The organism is Paenibacillus sp. Y859 (assembly GCF_056786405.1).
In genome coordinates this window covers 114,629-130,855 of sequence record NZ_JBXCIZ010000005.1, presented here as the reverse complement: position 1 = coordinate 130,855, position 16,227 = coordinate 114,629, and the positions used below count along the sequence as shown (strand labels likewise).

Annotated in this window: 14 protein-coding genes; 5 read left to right on the top strand and 9 right to left on the bottom strand. The window is 40.5% G+C overall.

Features of this window, described 5'->3' with window-relative positions:
• Positions 1–196: 196 nt before the first annotated feature.
• Positions 197–802 carry an ANTAR domain-containing response regulator gene (locus tag AC1TO8_RS13180; RefSeq protein ID WP_482056084.1) on the top strand — a complete coding sequence of 202 codons (606 nt, stop codon included), beginning with the start codon at positions 197–199 and terminating at the stop codon, positions 800–802.
• Positions 803–1,029: 227 nt separating this feature from the next.
• Here AC1TO8_RS13180 and AC1TO8_RS13175 read toward each other — a convergent pair whose 3' ends face one another.
• Positions 1,030–2,334 (bottom strand): hemolysin family protein, encoded by a 1,305-nt coding sequence (locus AC1TO8_RS13175; RefSeq protein ID WP_482056083.1) that lies wholly within the window; start codon positions 2,332–2,334, stop codon positions 1,030–1,032.
• A gap of 286 nt (positions 2,335–2,620) precedes the next feature.
• On the opposite strand from AC1TO8_RS13175, the gene AC1TO8_RS13170 reads away from it, so the two are divergent.
• The gene (locus tag AC1TO8_RS13170; protein ID WP_482056082.1) at positions 2,621–3,436 is read left to right on the top strand and encodes an undecaprenyl-diphosphate phosphatase; all 816 of its coding nucleotides are present in this window, start codon (positions 2,621–2,623) and stop codon (positions 3,434–3,436) included.
• Positions 3,437–3,657: 221 nt separating this feature from the next.
• Here AC1TO8_RS13170 and AC1TO8_RS13165 read toward each other — a convergent pair whose 3' ends face one another.
• The 4 genes from AC1TO8_RS13165 to AC1TO8_RS13150 form a co-directional block, all read right to left on the bottom strand.
• Positions 3,658–5,157 carry a methyl-accepting chemotaxis protein gene (locus tag AC1TO8_RS13165; protein ID WP_482056081.1) on the bottom strand — a complete coding sequence of 500 codons (1,500 nt, stop codon included), beginning with the start codon at positions 5,155–5,157 and terminating at the stop codon, positions 3,658–3,660.
• Between the two features lie 23 nt (positions 5,158–5,180).
• The gene (locus tag AC1TO8_RS13160) at positions 5,181–5,744 is read right to left on the bottom strand and encodes a GNAT family N-acetyltransferase (protein ID WP_482056080.1); all 564 of its coding nucleotides are present in this window, start codon (positions 5,742–5,744) and stop codon (positions 5,181–5,183) included.
• 117 nt (positions 5,745–5,861) lie between these two features.
• Positions 5,862–7,076 (bottom strand): stalk domain-containing protein, encoded by a 1,215-nt coding sequence (locus AC1TO8_RS13155; protein ID WP_482056255.1) that lies wholly within the window; start codon positions 7,074–7,076, stop codon positions 5,862–5,864.
• Positions 7,077–7,296: 220 nt separating this feature from the next.
• On the bottom strand, positions 7,297–8,511 hold the full coding sequence (locus AC1TO8_RS13150) for an MFS transporter (RefSeq protein ID WP_482056079.1): 1,215 nt from the start codon (positions 8,509–8,511) through the stop codon (positions 7,297–7,299).
• A 307-nt stretch (positions 8,512–8,818) separates the two neighbouring features.
• On the opposite strand from AC1TO8_RS13150, the gene AC1TO8_RS13145 reads away from it, so the two are divergent.
• Positions 8,819–10,045, top strand: a complete 1,227-nt coding sequence (locus AC1TO8_RS13145; protein ID WP_482056078.1) for an RNA polymerase sigma factor — start codon at positions 8,819–8,821, stop codon at positions 10,043–10,045.
• 190 nt (positions 10,046–10,235) lie between these two features.
• Here AC1TO8_RS13145 and gndA read toward each other — a convergent pair whose 3' ends face one another.
• Genes gndA through zwf form a run of 3 tightly spaced genes read right to left on the bottom strand, consistent with a single transcriptional unit; the run spans position 10,236 to position 13,899 of the window.
• On the bottom strand, positions 10,236–11,654 hold the full coding sequence (gndA, locus tag AC1TO8_RS13140; protein ID WP_482056077.1) for an NADP-dependent phosphogluconate dehydrogenase: 1,419 nt from the start codon (positions 11,652–11,654) through the stop codon (positions 10,236–10,238).
• Between the two features lie 43 nt (positions 11,655–11,697).
• Positions 11,698–12,366, bottom strand: a complete 669-nt coding sequence (gene fsa / locus AC1TO8_RS13135; RefSeq protein WP_482056076.1) for a fructose-6-phosphate aldolase — start codon at positions 12,364–12,366, stop codon at positions 11,698–11,700.
• A 36-nt stretch (positions 12,367–12,402) separates the two neighbouring features.
• Entirely contained in the window at positions 12,403–13,899 is a 1,497-nt protein-coding gene (zwf, locus tag AC1TO8_RS13130; RefSeq protein ID WP_482056075.1) for a glucose-6-phosphate dehydrogenase, read from the bottom strand.
• Positions 13,900–14,016: 117 nt separating this feature from the next.
• Here zwf and AC1TO8_RS13125 point away from each other — a divergent pair, with 117 nt between their 5' ends.
• Both AC1TO8_RS13125 and AC1TO8_RS13120 read left to right on the top strand, forming a co-directional pair.
• The gene (locus tag AC1TO8_RS13125) at positions 14,017–14,898 is read left to right on the top strand and encodes a LysR family transcriptional regulator (RefSeq protein WP_482056074.1); all 882 of its coding nucleotides are present in this window, start codon (positions 14,017–14,019) and stop codon (positions 14,896–14,898) included.
• Between the two features lie 279 nt (positions 14,899–15,177).
• Positions 15,178–15,429, top strand: a complete 252-nt coding sequence (locus tag AC1TO8_RS13120; RefSeq protein ID WP_482056073.1) for a type IV secretory system conjugative DNA transfer family protein — start codon at positions 15,178–15,180, stop codon at positions 15,427–15,429.
• A gap of 168 nt (positions 15,430–15,597) precedes the next feature.
• On the opposite strand, the gene AC1TO8_RS13115 is transcribed toward AC1TO8_RS13120, so the two are convergent.
• Positions 15,598–16,161, bottom strand: coding sequence for a recombinase family protein (locus AC1TO8_RS13115; RefSeq protein WP_482056072.1), 564 nt, complete (start codon positions 16,159–16,161; stop codon positions 15,598–15,600).
• Positions 16,162–16,227 lie beyond the last annotated feature (66 nt).

Genomic DNA, 16,227 nt, shown 5'->3' with positions numbered 1-16,227 from the left:
TTAAAAATTGTGAGAATAAAAAATAAACATCTTCTTTCAAATGGTATTCAAGTTTTTTTATCCATTTCAACCCTATATTCTGTGTTTAACTTAACTGACCTATTATTTTCTTCCAAATCATTACGATGTTAGGTTTACTCCTTGTATTTTTATGATTTATAATTAAATTTCTGTATTTAGGAGGTGTTATCTGCCGTTGAGCTTCTTATTGGTTGTCCAGGATCCGTCTAATACCATCCATACCGACCAGAGTAAGATTCCTTCTCCTCCAGAAGTACAACCAGAAGTTCTACTTGAATCCAATGGTTATCAGATATTCGCAACATCTAAGGTACAGGATATTCAACAAATCATTGAGGAAGTGGATGCTGCTATACTCCACTTACCTATTGGGGATATACAGGGCTGGGAAGCGATCCTTCAACAATGGAAACCCCTTCCTCTTCTATGGTGGTGTGGCTCTGCAGTAGCCACTGCCTCCATCTCTTCTTGTGAAGCCGACGTTACCATTGATGGCATCCTAACACCTAGCATGAGTGAGCAAGAACTTCATTGGGCGCTCCACATCGGTACCAAGCAATTCTATGATCGACATCATTGGCAGAACGAGCGATTACAACTATTATCCCGCCTCGAGGAACGCAAATGGATCGATATGGCTAAGCAGATCCTAAGTGACGTTAACCGAATATCAGAAGCCGAAGCTTATGATATTCTCCGAAAGAGAGCCATGAATGAGCGTAAACGAATGATTGATATTGCCACCTCGATCGTCAAAGCACACCAACAACTAAAAGCTTAGTTACGAAGGAGGGCTTCATAATGATGATAGATATATTAAAAGAAGTGCCATGATCATTGAACATTCTTCACGAGTAAAAATACGCTTCCCGGCTTTATTGGCTAAGGAGCGTATCTATTATTCATCATCTACAATCAGCACTTTACATAGATCACTCAAACATATCCCTCCTATAGACAAACAGGGTGCCTCTGTAGGCACCCTGCGACTTCTCGTTAATGAAATTATTAATCGATTTCTGTTACCTCTTGAGCTTGACGAATAATTTCAATTTTACGAATACGATATTTATCTTTTTGTCGAATAATGAACGTCAAATCTCCATATTGCCACTCAATTCCTTTGGGTAGTTCCGGTTGTCGACTATACAACCAACCTCCGATAGAATCAATATCTTCATGTTCTATGTTCACTCCAAGTAGAAGGTTAATATCGTCAATGGCTGTATTTCCTTCAACTAAATAATGATTCTCATTTAGTGTTTCGATTGGCATGATCTCATCTGTATCGAATTCATCTCGTATCTCACCGACAATTTCCTCTAAAATATCTTCAATCGTAACTAATCCAGCTGTCCCACCATACTCATCTAACAATAAGGCAATGTGTACATGCTGTTCTTGCATCTTTAGAAGAAGTGTCTTTACAGGTAAACTCTCCGGAATGGTTAGCACCGGTTGAATCAGTGACTTTAATTCAAAAGCAGGGTTATTATCGTAATTCAAGAAAAACTTCTTTGTATTTACGAAACCAACAATATCGTCTTTACTCCCCTTAGTAACTAAAAAGCGAGTATATTGTTCTGTTTTAATAATAGCTATATTCTCTTCTAGTGTCTGATTTACATCTAAGCAAATCATATCTGTACGTGGTACCATAACTTCTCTAGCTAACAAATCATCGAAGGCAAAGATCCGGCTAACATAGCCATATTCCGCTTTGTTTATTTTCCCACTTTCATAACTCTCTGTCAGAATAATCTGAATCTCTTCCTCTGAGTGGGCTTCGTCATGTTCACTAGCAGGCATAACTCCGAACATTCTTACAAGCGCGTTCGCTGAACCATTTAATATCCATATAAAAGGATACATCATTTTATTGAATATAATAATGAGGGGTGCTGTAAGGACTGCAATTTGTTCTGCTTTTTGAATCGCTAGAGTCTTTGGTGCAAGTTCACCTAACACAACATGAAGGAATGTTATGAAAACGAATGCAATAATAAAGGAGAGTATATGTCCTGTACTTTCACCAACCCCAAATTGTTGAAACAGCGGGAATAGTATCTTCTCTACAGTCGGCTCGCCCAACCATCCAAGACCTAGAGCAGTAATGGTAATACCTAATTGACAAGCTGATAAATAACCATCCAAATTATTAGTAACCTTATGAACAGCCACCGCGTTCTTTTTGCCCTCCATAACCATTTGATCCACTCTACTAGGGCGAAGCTTAATAATAGCGAACTCGGTAGCCACGAAAAAAGCCGTAAGTATAATTAGTAACGCAACCAAAAATAAATTCAGTAACATGTCATGCTCCTTCTTATCTATTAATCAATCTATTCAATAAATACTTCGATACTAATATTGTTCCGACTTTCACTCTGTCGTATTGTGCCCTTAGTATCACATATTGAATACACTCCTCTCTCCACCACTTCAATTCCAAACTAAGGATATTCAAACTTTAGCAAGTTCCTTTATTCTTTAGATTTGAAATTGTAAGTTGCATACTTTATTATGATACAATGCGCACTTTTTTTCAAATAGTCTGCTGTTTCTTCACAAAATACGTTAATGAGGTGCTTACTGCATTATGAATGATTTCTTCACACTACTGAAATATGCCTTCTTAGGTCTCGTACAAGGAGTTACTGAACCGATCCCAGTGTCTTCCAGCGCTCACGTTATTATCGTTCAAAAGCTTTTCGGATTAGAGATTGCAGGACTAGGATTCGAGGTGCTCGTCAACTTTGCATCACTGTTAGCCATACTACTTATATACAAGAACGATTTAATTCAGTTAGTTAAGCATGCTTGGTTATACCTTAGTGGAAAAGAAGAACAATATAAAAAGGATTTCCACTTTATCATGTATCTTATTATCGCAACCATTCCTGCTGGGTTGATTGGATATCTGTTCAATGACCTCATCTCCGAAGTCTTCAAAGGAATGCTGACGGTTGCCATCGCCCTTCTGATCACAGGAATTGCGCTGTGGTTGATCCGTAATCTACGCGGACGTAAGAATGAGGCTGGACTCAAACTGAAAGATGCTGTCATTATTGGACTTGCTCAGACCGTTGCCTTAATTCCCGGAATTAGCAGATCAGGCGCAACCATTGTAGCTGGTATGGGGCTTGGGCTAAAGCAATCTACTGCACTCAAATTCTCATTCTTCCTATACATCCCTATTAGTGTAGGTAGTATGATTCTTGAAGGTTCAAGCCTTATACGCGACCCAGAGATTGGAACACTAGCTCTTCCTTATTCGCTGGCTTTCATATGTTCACTTGTTGCCTCCTACTTCTCCATGAAATGGTTCATGGGAATTATGGAACGAGGTCAACTCAAATACTTCTCTTGGTACTGTTTCCTACTGAGTGCATTTATATTATTATTCTTACTATAAAATGAATAGTACACAAGCTATCATAGTGGGTGGGACACGTTTTTAAAGGCGGAACGTAAACTTTTCGCTCCATATCCATTCCCTTCTCTTGTTCTATTACGAGGGTTCTGTTACTTCCAGATTTATGGATAATCGATCCGGTTAGTATGTTAAAAAGCGCTACTAGATTAAAGATTAATCTAGTAGCGCTTTTTCTTGTTCTCGTTGCAATCCCGCGTATTTTAATGCTTGGAGACAAGCTCCTTCAGGTCTGATATCAGTTGATCTAGCTTTCCGTAGTCTTTCACAATCGCACTTATTTTGTCATCCTGCATTTCCATGCTTCCATACATTTCTTCCACTGCTGCCATGTTCTGTTGCGTAGTAGCAGCAATATTAGACATATCATCCGTTATGCTTATCTGACGATTATGAAGGCGACTCGCAGATTGATCGATCATGTTGGAATGCTCCTTCACTTGATCACTATTTTCATTAATACGCTGAATTAGTTGTTGTACCTCTTGCGACACCTCACTACTTGATGTCACAACCGTCTGTCCCTGCTTCACTTGAAGATCGACTGCGCTTATTTGCTCGCGTACACTATGGAGAATGCCATCGATTTCATTCGCTGCTGTACTAGACCTGTCTGCCAGCTTGCGTACCTCTCCCGACACAACTGCGAACCCTTTACCATGTTCTCCAGCACGTGCAGCTTCAATAGCCGCATTAAGCGCAAGTAGATTGGTCTGTTCAGAGATTTCGCTAATTGTAGCTACAATGGAGCTAATGCGATCATTCTCCATATTCAGATGCCTCATGTTCTCCACTGTATGTTCGATGATTTGTCGTACACTTTCTACTTCTGCCGATAAGACCTGCATCTGCGTACTACTCTGCCCTGTCAAATCCGCATTATCCGTAGAATATTGTTGTAATTGCGTCGTTCCCTCCAGTAATCCCTTCACATCTTCTTCCATGGTTTGGGTCGACTCGCTTACATTCATAACATTCCCCGTCTGCTTCTCAATGGCTACTGCCATTTCAGAGAAGGTCAAGGTTACCTCTTTGGATATGCGACCGGTAACGTGAACATTCTCCTTCTGTCTATCACTGAACTCGTTCAGCATCAGAATGGAATCTTTAAGCTTATCCAGTAGTGCGTCTGCCTTATTCTTAGCCGTAAGTGTCCCCTGTTGCTCAGCTATTACCTGCTTCTGCAAAGTTAGACTAAATCTAGCTGAGAAAGCAAGTGCAGCCGTAGCGAATGCAATATACATGAAAATATAGATTAAGGAATCGTCCGGAAATAGCCGCTCTTTGAATGAAGGCGTTAAGAATAGATATGTACTTACACCTACCCCTAGAATACCTGTAAATATAATAGGCTTATAATCTTGATATAACGTCATTACTGCCAAATTAACATAAATCAAAAAATATGTACTAATAATAGGATTGGGATCTGATACGATTAAAAAGAGTACGATTAAGGTAAATATAGAAGCTACAAAATACTTGATATATGTGACCCCAATACGACGGTAAGTCATAAATGTTGCCCAAGCACATGCAACTCCCCCTAGACATGCAAGCGTAAGAATCATTTGCATTTTAAGCCCAATAGCGAGATCCGTAATGATGCCAAGCACCAGCATCCCCCATGAAATTTTAATGAACAATCGATTACGTTTATCCAGTTCTGTAAGATTCGTCGTTTCCATAGTTATCCTTTCCATTGCTGTAATAGTGTATTAGAACATCATGTTGTTTGCTTCATACGACTACTCTCTTCTGAGTTTGTTAACCATGGATATTGTTCCTTATTGTTACATACCTCCTCTAAATCGATAATAACCGGAACAACATGATCACCCTTATAGAACACTTTGTCCCCAATCTTTTCGAAGGGTACCTGAAACGTAATACGGAGTGCTCGCAGAAACACAGGTTCCAATAATGCCACATAATAACGCAACTGATTGTTCTCCCCATACTGAACAGCCGCTGACAATAAATCTGCGATAAAATTTCCTCGATATGATTTGAGAACCGCCATTTTATCAATTTCAGCTACTGCGCCTTCTGCCTGTATCAATTTCGGATGGGTAGCAAACGGAGCAGCCTCATTGATCATACTTTCATGGATACTGTACGGCTTAATTTCAGAGGTACCCACATAGTCTCCATCGCTCGTAACGATCACGAATCTTTCCAGAACCTGTTCTGAAAACTCCAGTTCAAACCCTTTCTCTAACCAGACTGTTGTCCAAATGGTATGATACCGTGCTAACTCCAATTCGTTCTCGACACGTTTGAACATCATTTCTACTCCCTTTTCTCCTTTTTTCTCTATCTAGAATCTACGGGAATTTCTAATGCGCAAATAGATAGGTCTATACTCATATCGGAATAACATGTAAAAAAATGTAGGTTACATCATCTATAACTCTACCGATGTACTCATTTCGGACCAAGCTGCCTGCCCGATAAGTCCAATACGCCAGATCGCAATCCCTTTTAGACCGTAGCGTTTAGCAAGTCCAACTTTGGTGTTTACAGAGTTTTCATTTTCACTACCCATGGATATTCCGAGAATCAACTTATCCTTGTCTACTTCTTTTAGAGCCAACGTAATGGCTTCATCCACCTTTCCAAGTGGCTCTGGGCTTTTCTCCTGTTCATAAGCATACGCCATAATAATTACGTCGTCGGACAGGCTTGCCAATGTAGTATAGTCATATCCCGTATAAGCACTATTCAACGGATGAAGAACGACAGTAAGTTTAAGACTAGCTTGATGTGCCTTGATAGATAGATTCTTGATAAATGCATTGTAGTCTGCACGCGCTTTGGCCTTATCACCGCTCCAACCCAGACCCTCCAGGTCGAGTACAATTCCTTTAAATCCTTTTTGTGTTGCGGTATCTACGATCCCAGATATCGTCTGTTCTTGGAGCAACTTATCTTCTAAGTTCTTCGTGAGTTCAAGGTTCCCATCAACCGCGTACACCATCAGATAAGGTGCTGTACCTTGGCCTTCCGCTTCTTGAATGATCCATTCTGGGGTAATCTCTCCAGCAGGCTTCGGCCATCTGTATTCCTTACCTTCCGTAGTAAATTGACCGTTCGTATCAATCCGACTCCAGCCGAATGCAACCGAATCGAAGGATGGGATCAAGGACCGTTCGTCAAAAGAAGACAAAGCATAAAACCCCATCGTATATATATCTTCCCGCGGGGATGTAATGGAAACTGTCTTCGTCCCTTGATTCCACGCGACAGACGCCCCAAATTGCTGACTGAAGAAGCTCAGCGGAATCACCGTGCTCCCGCTGAGCGTTTGCACAGCAGCCGCTAACTTAACAGTGACACCGTCAACGACAGCATTCGTACTACCCATCGTAAGGACTACTTGCTTAGTCCCCGCTAGTCCCTGCTTAGATGCCGTAATTTGCTGTGTTGCCTGATCCCAGTTCACTGTAACTCCAAGGGCCTCAGATATCGCCCGAAACGGTACTAGAGTTGTCCCATTCATAACTTTAGGTTGTACCGGAAATGGAAGCGGGTATCCGTCCAGCACAATACTAACTCCGCCAACTTCCGCTGCCTGAGTCGTATTGCTATCCATTACAACCGTTCCACCCATGACGATCATGTAGCACAGTAATAATTGAGCAAATCGTTTCATCTTGTCTCTCCTATTCTATGAATATATTAATATGATAACTGCATGTAACAACTAATACCTCTATTATTTTACCAAAAAATGATAGTTTGTGCGAATATATGATGATTCTACAAATGCAAAAAAGGGTAGTTCGTTGAACTACCCCTGTTGCCTCTATAATATGTTGTTATTCATCGCATCAACGCCCTCATCCTATACTTTCATGATTGCGTAGGCGAGCTTTCACGATACCATTTATTTTTTCAGATGAAAGAAGTAATAACACAATATAAGCCCCAACGAAAAACGGGAAAATGCCTATCGTAGTCTTAGCGGCTAGCAAGCCTAGAAGTGGCGGAAAAAGGGTACTTCCTGTATAGGCCGCGGCTATTTGATAGCCCATAATTTTCTGAGAATGCTTCTGCCCATATCGAGCTGGCGTCTCATGGATTAAACACGGGAATATCGGCGCACATCCTAAGCCCACCATAATAAAACCAAAAAGAGAGAATATGTTAGGAAATGGTAATATCAACAGTAGCGCCCCGAACAGTGCCAACAATACCCCACCTCGAATAAGCGTACGATTACTGACTTTAAACGTAATAAACCCGGTTACTAACCTGCCGACTGTTATTCCAGCGTAATACATCGATACCCATTGCGCGGCAACCGATGCAGGTAGTTCTTTTACGTTAACAAGAAAACTACTCCCCCATAAGCCCATCGTTGCTTCGACTCCGCAGTATAGCAAGAATGATACCAGCGCTAGTTTTACACCTTTAATTTGCAAGGGTCTGAGTGTCTTCTCATGTTCAAAATGAAGATCATTCTTCTCTATCTGATCTCCATCTACATGGTTCTGACTACTCGTAGCAACTCGTTTCCACAAAGGTAGCGTTAAGAACAATAGCACAACCAATGTGATTTGAATCCAAAAAACGGCAGTATAACCGTTTCTCCAAGAATTATCTTTCGCAATATACTGAGACATAATAATTGGCCCCAATGTTGCTCCAACGCCCCAGAAGCAATGTAGCCAACTCATATGATGCGCTTTGTAGTGTATCGCCACATAACTATTTAATCCCGAATCTACGGCACCTGCCCCCAGCCCAAGTGGCACAGCAAAGAGAAGTAGCCAGATGATAGATGGAGAATAAGAGAATCCTAGTAGAGCTCCTGCCGTCATCATGCAGCTAATCAATGTTACTTTCCCAGTACCCAGCCGTTCAATGATCGTTCCACTAAATAAACTTGAAACGATCGTACCTCCTGATATAACCATCGCAATTAAGCCAGCCGTTTCAAATGAAGCACCATAGTCGGATTGCATAATCGGCCAAGCGGATCCCAACATTGAATCGGGTAAACCCAAACTAATAAAAGCTAAATATATAATAATTAAAAAAAATGTTGCCATGCTCTAGATTCCACCTCTCTGACAATTCAAAGTACCATGTGATTTTGGTGGAGTCAATACAAATAAACCCTGATAGACCACGACTTCTGATCATATCAGGGACTTTACCTATGCTAGATGTCCATCCTTCAAGTTGTAAGAGCTTTGTATTCAGATCGAAGTTGGCTGTGAATTCAGGAGATTGATCTTGTGGATCTCTTCCCCCCTTTGGTATAGGTCAATCCAAAAGAATTTTTTTTACTTGTATGTGGCTTTTTATGCCCCTCCGGTGTCTAATTAAATGTAAGGTCAAGAGGAGGTTCTTACAATGTCTGGAGCTCATGACAAAAGCCCTGTTTATCCGGATAAACAGGAGATTATAAAAAACTTTGAAATTACCTATGATCAATATCGCAAAAGAATCCGTAAATATTTCTCTTTGAAAGTAAATCCTATGGTTGCAGATGATTTAACTCAACAAGTTTTCTTAAAGGCAATAGAAAACATCCATACTTTTAAAGGAAATTCCAGTTTATTCACTTGGATTTTCAAAATCGCTCAAAATATAGCGAAAAATGAATTTCGAAGTTTATCACGAAAGAGAGAAATCCCATATGACTTTACAGATTACGAATCACAGTCTATCTCTCTTGATTTTGCTAAGTATATTGAAATCCGTATAGATATTAGTTCAGCATTAAAAAAGCTAAATGTGCTAGACCAACAGATTATTTCATTACGTTTTTTTGTTGACTGTACCTTATTGGAAATCTCCAAGATCGTTGAAATGCGTGAGAGTGCAGTAAAGAACAGATTGTATCGATCATTAGAGAAATTAAGAAGAGAATTAAAAGAATGGGGTGACATTGCCATAATGTCTATTCAAGATATGATATCAATTGTAAATAAAAGTGAAACAAATGAGATGACTGATAGTTTGAAGAAGGTTCATCAAGACTTATTTAATGAGCTTAAGAGTAATGTTGAAACAATTTCATTGAAATATAAACACCAGCCATCCAGAAAAATTATCATTGAAATTTATCCAGATCTTCCGACCTTCCATCAAGCTGTGGGAGAGGAGAATGCTCCCAATTGGTTCATGGGTACCTTTGAGGAGAATTATTTAAAAATTGTTTCTCCTTTGGATCCCGGTCCAGAGCATACGTATCAATCGATTCTTAGATCCACCGTACACTTATTCACAATGTGGTTAATCACTGACATTAATCCACTTGCTCCAAAATGGGTGCGTCAGGGTATTGGTGGATATGAGTCAAAAGGAATGAGCGAAGAATTCATAAGGAACAGTACCTTAGATCCCATTCATAGTCTTGTTATCCCGTCTTTTCAAGAGTTAGATAATGATACTTGGGATTTTGAAACGATGAAAGGATTTCAATTTTCTTATTTAATTGTCGAGTTCATTATTGATAAATATGGAGTAAATGCATTAAATAAAGTGATTAGACATCCCAATGGTTTTAATGAGATTTTTCAATGTTCTGAGTCAGAGTTCCATGAGCAATGGGTTGAGTATGTAAGAAATAAATAGTAATGTTTCTAGCCTTTTAAGCCCGGTTATATTATAACCCGGGCTTTTATTCTGTTATCCTTCTTATGAAGAAGGAAAGGCAACAAATATTGTGAAAGGACGCAGAAAAAAATATAAAGGCACTCCTTCGCAAGGAGTGCCTTTGTATCGTTCAATGAATGAATTATTCCATAGTGATCACACTTACTTGTTACTTGTTATCGTCCATCCATTGGAAATGGAAGCTTCCCTCTTGATCAAGACGTTGGAACGTATGTGCTCCGAAATAATCTCTTTGTGCTTGCAGTAAATTAGCTGGCAGTCTCTCTGATCGATAGCTGTCATAATAGGCTAATGCCGAAGAAAAAGCAGGAACTGGGATTCCTCTAGTAATACCAATCGCTATGACTTTTCTCCAAGCTTCTTGATATTTTTCAACGATCTGATTGAAATATTCGTCCAAAAGTAAATTGTTCAGATCCGGATTCCGATCATAGGCATCCTTAATATTTTGCAGGAATCTTGCACGGATAATACATCCTCCGCGGAATATCATTGCGATGCGACCATAGTTCAAATCCCAGTTGTACTCGTCAGAAGCGGCTCTCATTTGCGCAAATCCTTGGGCATAGGAAGCTATTTTGCTCGTATACAACGCTTGGCGAACAGCCTCAATGAATTCTTTAGGATCACCATCATAGCTAGATACCGTAGGACCACTCAGAATCTTGCTTGCTGCTACACGTTCTTCTTTCATCGCGGAGATAAACCGTGCAAACACGGACTCCGTAATGATGGACAATGGAACGCCTAAATCCAATGAGCTTTGGCTAGTCCATTTACCAGTTCCTTTTTGCCCTGCCGAATCAAGAATAACATCCACCATCGGTTTTCCTGTATCTGGATCGATCTTCTTGAAAATATCAGCTGTGATCTCGATCAAATAGCTATCTAGCTCACCTTTGTTCCATTCTGTGAAAATGTCATGTAGCTCACTTGTACTTAAATTCAATACATCTTTGAGAAGATGGTAAGCTTCACCGATGAGTTGCATATCGCCGTATTCGATGCCGTTATGCACCATTTTGACATAATGACCCGCACCATCTTCTCCAATATACGTTGAACAAGGATCGCCATCCACCTTAGCCGAAATAGCTGTCAGAATCGGCTCTACTAGTTCATACGCATCTTTTTGCCCACCTGGCATAATGGCAGGTCCTTTCAACGCTCCCTCTTCTCCTCCAGAAACACCTGCACCGATGAAGCGGAATCCTTGAGCCTGTAGATCTTTGTTTCTGCGTTGTGTATCAGGGAAATAGGCGTTTCCACCGTCAATCAGAATATCCCCTTGATCTAGGAAAGGCACAAGCTGATTAATCGTATCATCCGTCGGTTGACCCGCTTTAACCATGATAAGAATTTTACGTGGCTTCTCTAGAGATTGAACGAATTCTTCTACATTGTACGTACCGACGAAATCTTTCCCTTGCGCTTCCACTAATAGTTCTTTTGTTTTCTCAGGTGAACGGTTATACACTGCAACCGAGAACCCTTTGCTCTCGATATTCATAGCTAGGTTTTTCCCCATAACAGCTAAACCAACTACACCAATTTGTTGCTTCTTCATTATGATTGACTCCCCTTTAACCTTCTTTATCGTACAATATAACTTAAACCTCTGCTGTCTTCTTCCAATCGGCAGCGAATTTCTCCATGCCTTGATCCGTAAGAGGATGCTTGGAAATTTGCTCGATGACTGAGAAAGGAATGGTTGCGATATGCGCACCTGCCATGGCTACACGTGTCACATGATCAGGATGACGGACAGATGCCGCGATGATTTGTGCATCTAGGTTATGTGTACGGAACAATTCAGCGATCTTTGCTACGAGTAGAACGCCATCTTCCGAAATATCATCCAAACGACCGAGGAATGGAGATACATAAGTCGCTCCAGCACGAGCTGCCAGTAGTGCTTGGTTCACGGAGAAGATCAGTGTTACGTTTGTCTTAACACCTTTCTTCGTAAGATAACGGCATGCTTCTAATCCTGCCAACGTCATCGGAAGCTTAATAGTGATGTTCTTATCATTGTTATTAATTTTAATCAGTTCATTCGCTTGTGCGATCATCTCTTCAGCCGTTTCTGCATCAGGTGTCACTTCAGCCGAAACCGATTCAACCTCAGGTACTTCACGAAGAATCTCTGCGATACGATCTTCAAATTTCACGCCTTCTTTAGCAACCAGTGATGGGTTTGTCGTAACCCCAGACAAAACACCAATTTTATAAGCCTTCTTAATATCCACCAAGTTTGCAGTATCGATAAAAAATTTCATTATAATGACCTCCGTTTTTATTAGTTATATTTTAAATTACACCATAACTTCTGCTCTTATCTCTGCCGTCTTATGATTATCGAACCACCAATGATAGCCGTCCTGCTTCAACAACTCATCAGACTCCGCAGGACCATAGGTACCGGCTTCATAGAGATGAAGTGGTACTATGTCCTCTTCATATGCCTCTAAGATAGGTTGAACCCATTGCCAAGACAATTCAACTTCATCCCAATGTGCGAAGAACGTAGAATCTCCGTGCAAAGCATCAAAGATCAAATTCTCGTAAGCTTCCGGCACATTCTCTTGACTCTCATGAAAATTAATATTTAATGGCTTGAACTCCCCTTTATGCAGAGGATCTCTTGAATTTAATTGAAGTAAAATACCTTCATTGGGACTGATCTCAAATACGAGAAGATTAGGCATTGTATTATCTTCGTTTGCACCGGCCTGCTTCAATGGTTCTTTGAACTCGATCACGATTCGCGTCGATTTGTCCTTCATTCTTTTTCCTGTGCGGATATAGAAAGGAACACCCCGCCAAAAATAATCGTCAATTTGCAGCTTGGCTGCGATAAATGTATCGTTTCTTGAGGTTGCGGCAATGTTAGGTTCGGATGTATAACCGACTACCGATTTCCCTTGGATCGTTCCTGCTCCGTACTGCCCGCGGACAACATGGGATCCAACATCCTCTTTTGGTAACACCTCCAGGGAATCCATCACCATTTTCTTGTTGTTTCGAACATTGTCACTACTATTATTCGGGAGGTGGATCGTCAGCATCATGAGCAATTGCAGCATATGATTCTGGAACATGTCTCTTACAGCACCAACTTGATCGTAATAGCCCGCTCTTTCTTCAACACCAACGATTTCATTCGCCGTTATTTGAACGTTAGCAATGTAACGATTGTCCCATAATGCCTTAAGAACCGGATTACTTCTCTGTAGAACTTCAAGTTTCTGGACCATCGGCTTGCCGAGATAATGATCGATTCGAAATATCTCATCTTCTGTAAAAGCTTTGCTCAGATTGTGATTCAACTCCCGAGCAGACTGTAAATCATGGCCAAAAGGCTTCTCAATCACCAGACGCTTCCAGCCATTCGCGGAACCAAGTCCACTTTCATGGATGTTCGCTGCAATAGTTTCGAAAAATTCAGGTCCTACGGACAAATAAAACATCCGATTCGGCACCATCCGAAGCTCTTCTTCTTGCTGCTCGATCATCTGTAGCAGTTTCTGATAATCTTCTTTATGACTTACATTGAGTACACTATAGCGAAATGCACTTAAGAATTTTTTCAATAATACGGGATCTTTCGCTTCTCGTCTGGAGAACATATCGAGAGATTGCTCGACATTAGCTTGAAAGGTTTGATCGGATAATTCCCTTCTTCCAAGACCGATTACGGAGAAGGATTGAGGTAACTTCTGATCGACAAACAAATTATACAAAGCAGGATAAATCTTTCTCTTCGCTAGATCTCCTGTCGCTCCAAATAAGACAAACGTGGTAGCCTCCATTTTACTTCTCCTTCCAGCAGGGCTTCTATGTCAGCACTGGTTTCTATTTCTTCAATCTACTATAATACAGATATCACCTATACAGGTAATCAATATATCTTACAGGAGCTATAGACCATGTCTATGATAAACTACGAATTATATAAAGTTTTCTATTGGGCTGCGAAGACAGGAAGCTTGTCCAAGGCCGCCAAAGTATTGTTTATCACCCAGCCAAGCGTCAGTCATGCTATCAAGCAGCTGGAGGAAAGTTTCGGCCTGACCTTGTTTTACCGGAACTCCAAAGGAGTTACCCTAACACAAGAAGGCACCACCCTTTATTCTTACATCGAGAAGTCTCAGATCTTAATCTCCTTGGCAGAAGAAAAGATGGCGGCACTTAAAAATCTGGACAGCGGCGAGCTGCGGATCGGCGGTAGCGATTCGTTGTTCAAGCACTATATGCTTCCTTATCTGGAAAACTTCCATCGGAAGTATCCCAACATCAAATTGCATCTGAATCATGGGACAACACCAGAAACGATCGCATTCTTGAAAGAAGGAAAAATCGATTTAGGCGTCGTTCGGTTGCCCATCGTCGATTCCCAGATTAAAGTGATGGAGGGAATCCAGCTACAGGATTGCTTTGTTGCAGGACCTCTCTATTCCGAACTTAAGGGAAAAACACTCTCACTCGACCTACTACTTCAATACCCGATCATCCTATTCTCCCGTAATAGTCGGGTGCGGATGGCCATAACGGAACTATTTCATAGCTACGGTTATGAAATCAAACCTGAGATTGAGGTGGGCAGCGTGGATCTTCTCATCGAGTTCGCGCGGAAAGGCCTAGGAATCTCTTACGTCACGAAAGAATTCATCTCCAAGGAACTAGAAGAGGGATCCCTCTTTGAAATTCAACTAGATATCAAGATGCCACCTTCCCAAGTGGGGTTCATGATTATGCGCAACATGCCACTTTCCAATGCAGCCAGCAAGTTTATTGAGCTGGTGAAATAGCACCCAGCTTTAATTGCAGATTTGTTCTCTAAATCCACGGCAACCTTTCTAACGGAAGCCACAGACCTTATTCCACGAAAAAACACCTATATGAAATTCTAACGGAAATACAGACCTCAATATGCACAATAACAGCTCAAATCCGAAGGTAGAAGCCAAATAAGGTCGCTCACTTCCGTCAGAATTCCAAAAGTGACGATTTAAGCAAATAAGGGCTGCCATTTCCTTTAAAAAATCCGCCTCCTCAATACACGAGGAAGCGGATTCAATACAAATTACATGTTATATTCAAAAAAGTATATTTTGTTATTTTCCACATCGGCAATTCCAATGAAGTTACTTATTGGTGCTACAAGATCTGGTAAAACAAGAAATGTTATTTACCCTACGATTTACGCTAATGCAATCGCTGGGGAAAGTATGATTCTAACGGATCCTAAAGGTGAACTCTACGATCGAACTTCTGATTACCTAAAGATTATTCTGCTAGAGACGCATTTGCAACTGCTAGATTATCTCCAGAGAAAATGAGAGGAAGTTTCTTTGGAAGCGTATCAGTAATGCTTCGATTGTTTTCGGATCCTGGTGTTTCGTACATGACAGCATCACAAGATCATAAACTTGAACGTGTCGGAGAAAAGAAGACAGCTGTATTCCTGGTTTCATTTCTATATAAGCGATGCTTTTGCTTTGATTCTACTAATCTTTCTCATCGGATAACGATGAAGAGCGATCATCCAAATAACGATATAAAGTAGACTTACTAATTCCAGTCGCTTCTTTTATGTCATATAGCGTATAAGTCTTACTGTCATACATTTCAAAAGCCAGCTGTAAATTGTTATCTGATTTTCGTGGACGACCAATCAATTTGCCCCTCTCTTTAGCAGCTTGTAGCGTAAATGTAGAAGAATGGCTTAGAAATTTAGATTGTAAATCCGCAAAAAAAGTAGCACTTTGAAGTAGTGAGGATTTTTGAATCGTTTGATTGGTCACTTGTTCATCGATAAAGTGGATGGTGATTTGATCTCGTTCTGCTAGTCGTAAAATATCTAAAAGCTGCTGCAGGGAATCGGCTAATACTACAATATTTTGGATGAATAGTTCGTCATCTTTTTGGACAATCATTAATAAGTGTTCAAGTTCTGTTCTTTTCCCGGAAAGTCCATGTGTCTCTTTAAATAATTTATCAATGAAAAGTTCATTTAATTGATGGGCGCATTGTTGATCACTTACAATCGGACGGGTATATCCGTATTTCATTTGTTCACTCCTCTCTTCCCAAAATTATATACTTATAGGAATAAAAATGATATGATACAAACATTA

Excerpts from the sequence above, each read along its gene's own strand:
- AC1TO8_RS13160 (WP_482056080.1), bottom strand. The coding sequence starts at position 5,744 with ATGATGTTCAAACGTGTCGAGAACGAATTGGAGTTAGCACGGTATCAT.
- fsa (WP_482056076.1), bottom strand. The coding sequence starts at position 12,366 with ATGAAATTTTTTATCGATACTGCAAACTTGGTGGATATTAAGAAGGCT.
- AC1TO8_RS13165 (WP_482056081.1), bottom strand. The coding sequence starts at position 5,157 with ATGGAAAGGATAACTATGGAAACGACGAATCTTACAGAACTGGATAAA.
- gndA (WP_482056077.1), bottom strand. The coding sequence starts at position 11,654 with ATGAAGAAGCAACAAATTGGTGTAGTTGGTTTAGCTGTTATGGGGAAA.
- zwf (WP_482056075.1), bottom strand. The coding sequence starts at position 13,899 with ATGGAGGCTACCACGTTTGTCTTATTTGGAGCGACAGGAGATCTAGCG.
- AC1TO8_RS13120 (WP_482056073.1), top strand. The coding sequence starts at position 15,178 with ATGTTATATTCAAAAAAGTATATTTTGTTATTTTCCACATCGGCAATT.
- AC1TO8_RS13115 (WP_482056072.1), bottom strand. The coding sequence starts at position 16,161 with ATGAAATACGGATATACCCGTCCGATTGTAAGTGATCAACAATGCGCC.
- AC1TO8_RS13150 (WP_482056079.1), bottom strand. The coding sequence starts at position 8,511 with ATGGCAACATTTTTTTTAATTATTATATATTTAGCTTTTATTAGTTTG.
- AC1TO8_RS13175 (WP_482056083.1), bottom strand. The coding sequence starts at position 2,334 with ATGTTACTGAATTTATTTTTGGTTGCGTTACTAATTATACTTACGGCT.
- AC1TO8_RS13170 (WP_482056082.1), top strand. The coding sequence starts at position 2,621 with ATGAATGATTTCTTCACACTACTGAAATATGCCTTCTTAGGTCTCGTA.
- AC1TO8_RS13125 (WP_482056074.1), top strand. The coding sequence starts at position 14,017 with ATGTCTATGATAAACTACGAATTATATAAAGTTTTCTATTGGGCTGCG.
- AC1TO8_RS13155 (WP_482056255.1), bottom strand. The coding sequence starts at position 7,076 with ATGATCGTCATGGGTGGAACGGTTGTAATGGATAGCAATACGACTCAG.
- AC1TO8_RS13145 (WP_482056078.1), top strand. The coding sequence starts at position 8,819 with ATGTCTGGAGCTCATGACAAAAGCCCTGTTTATCCGGATAAACAGGAG.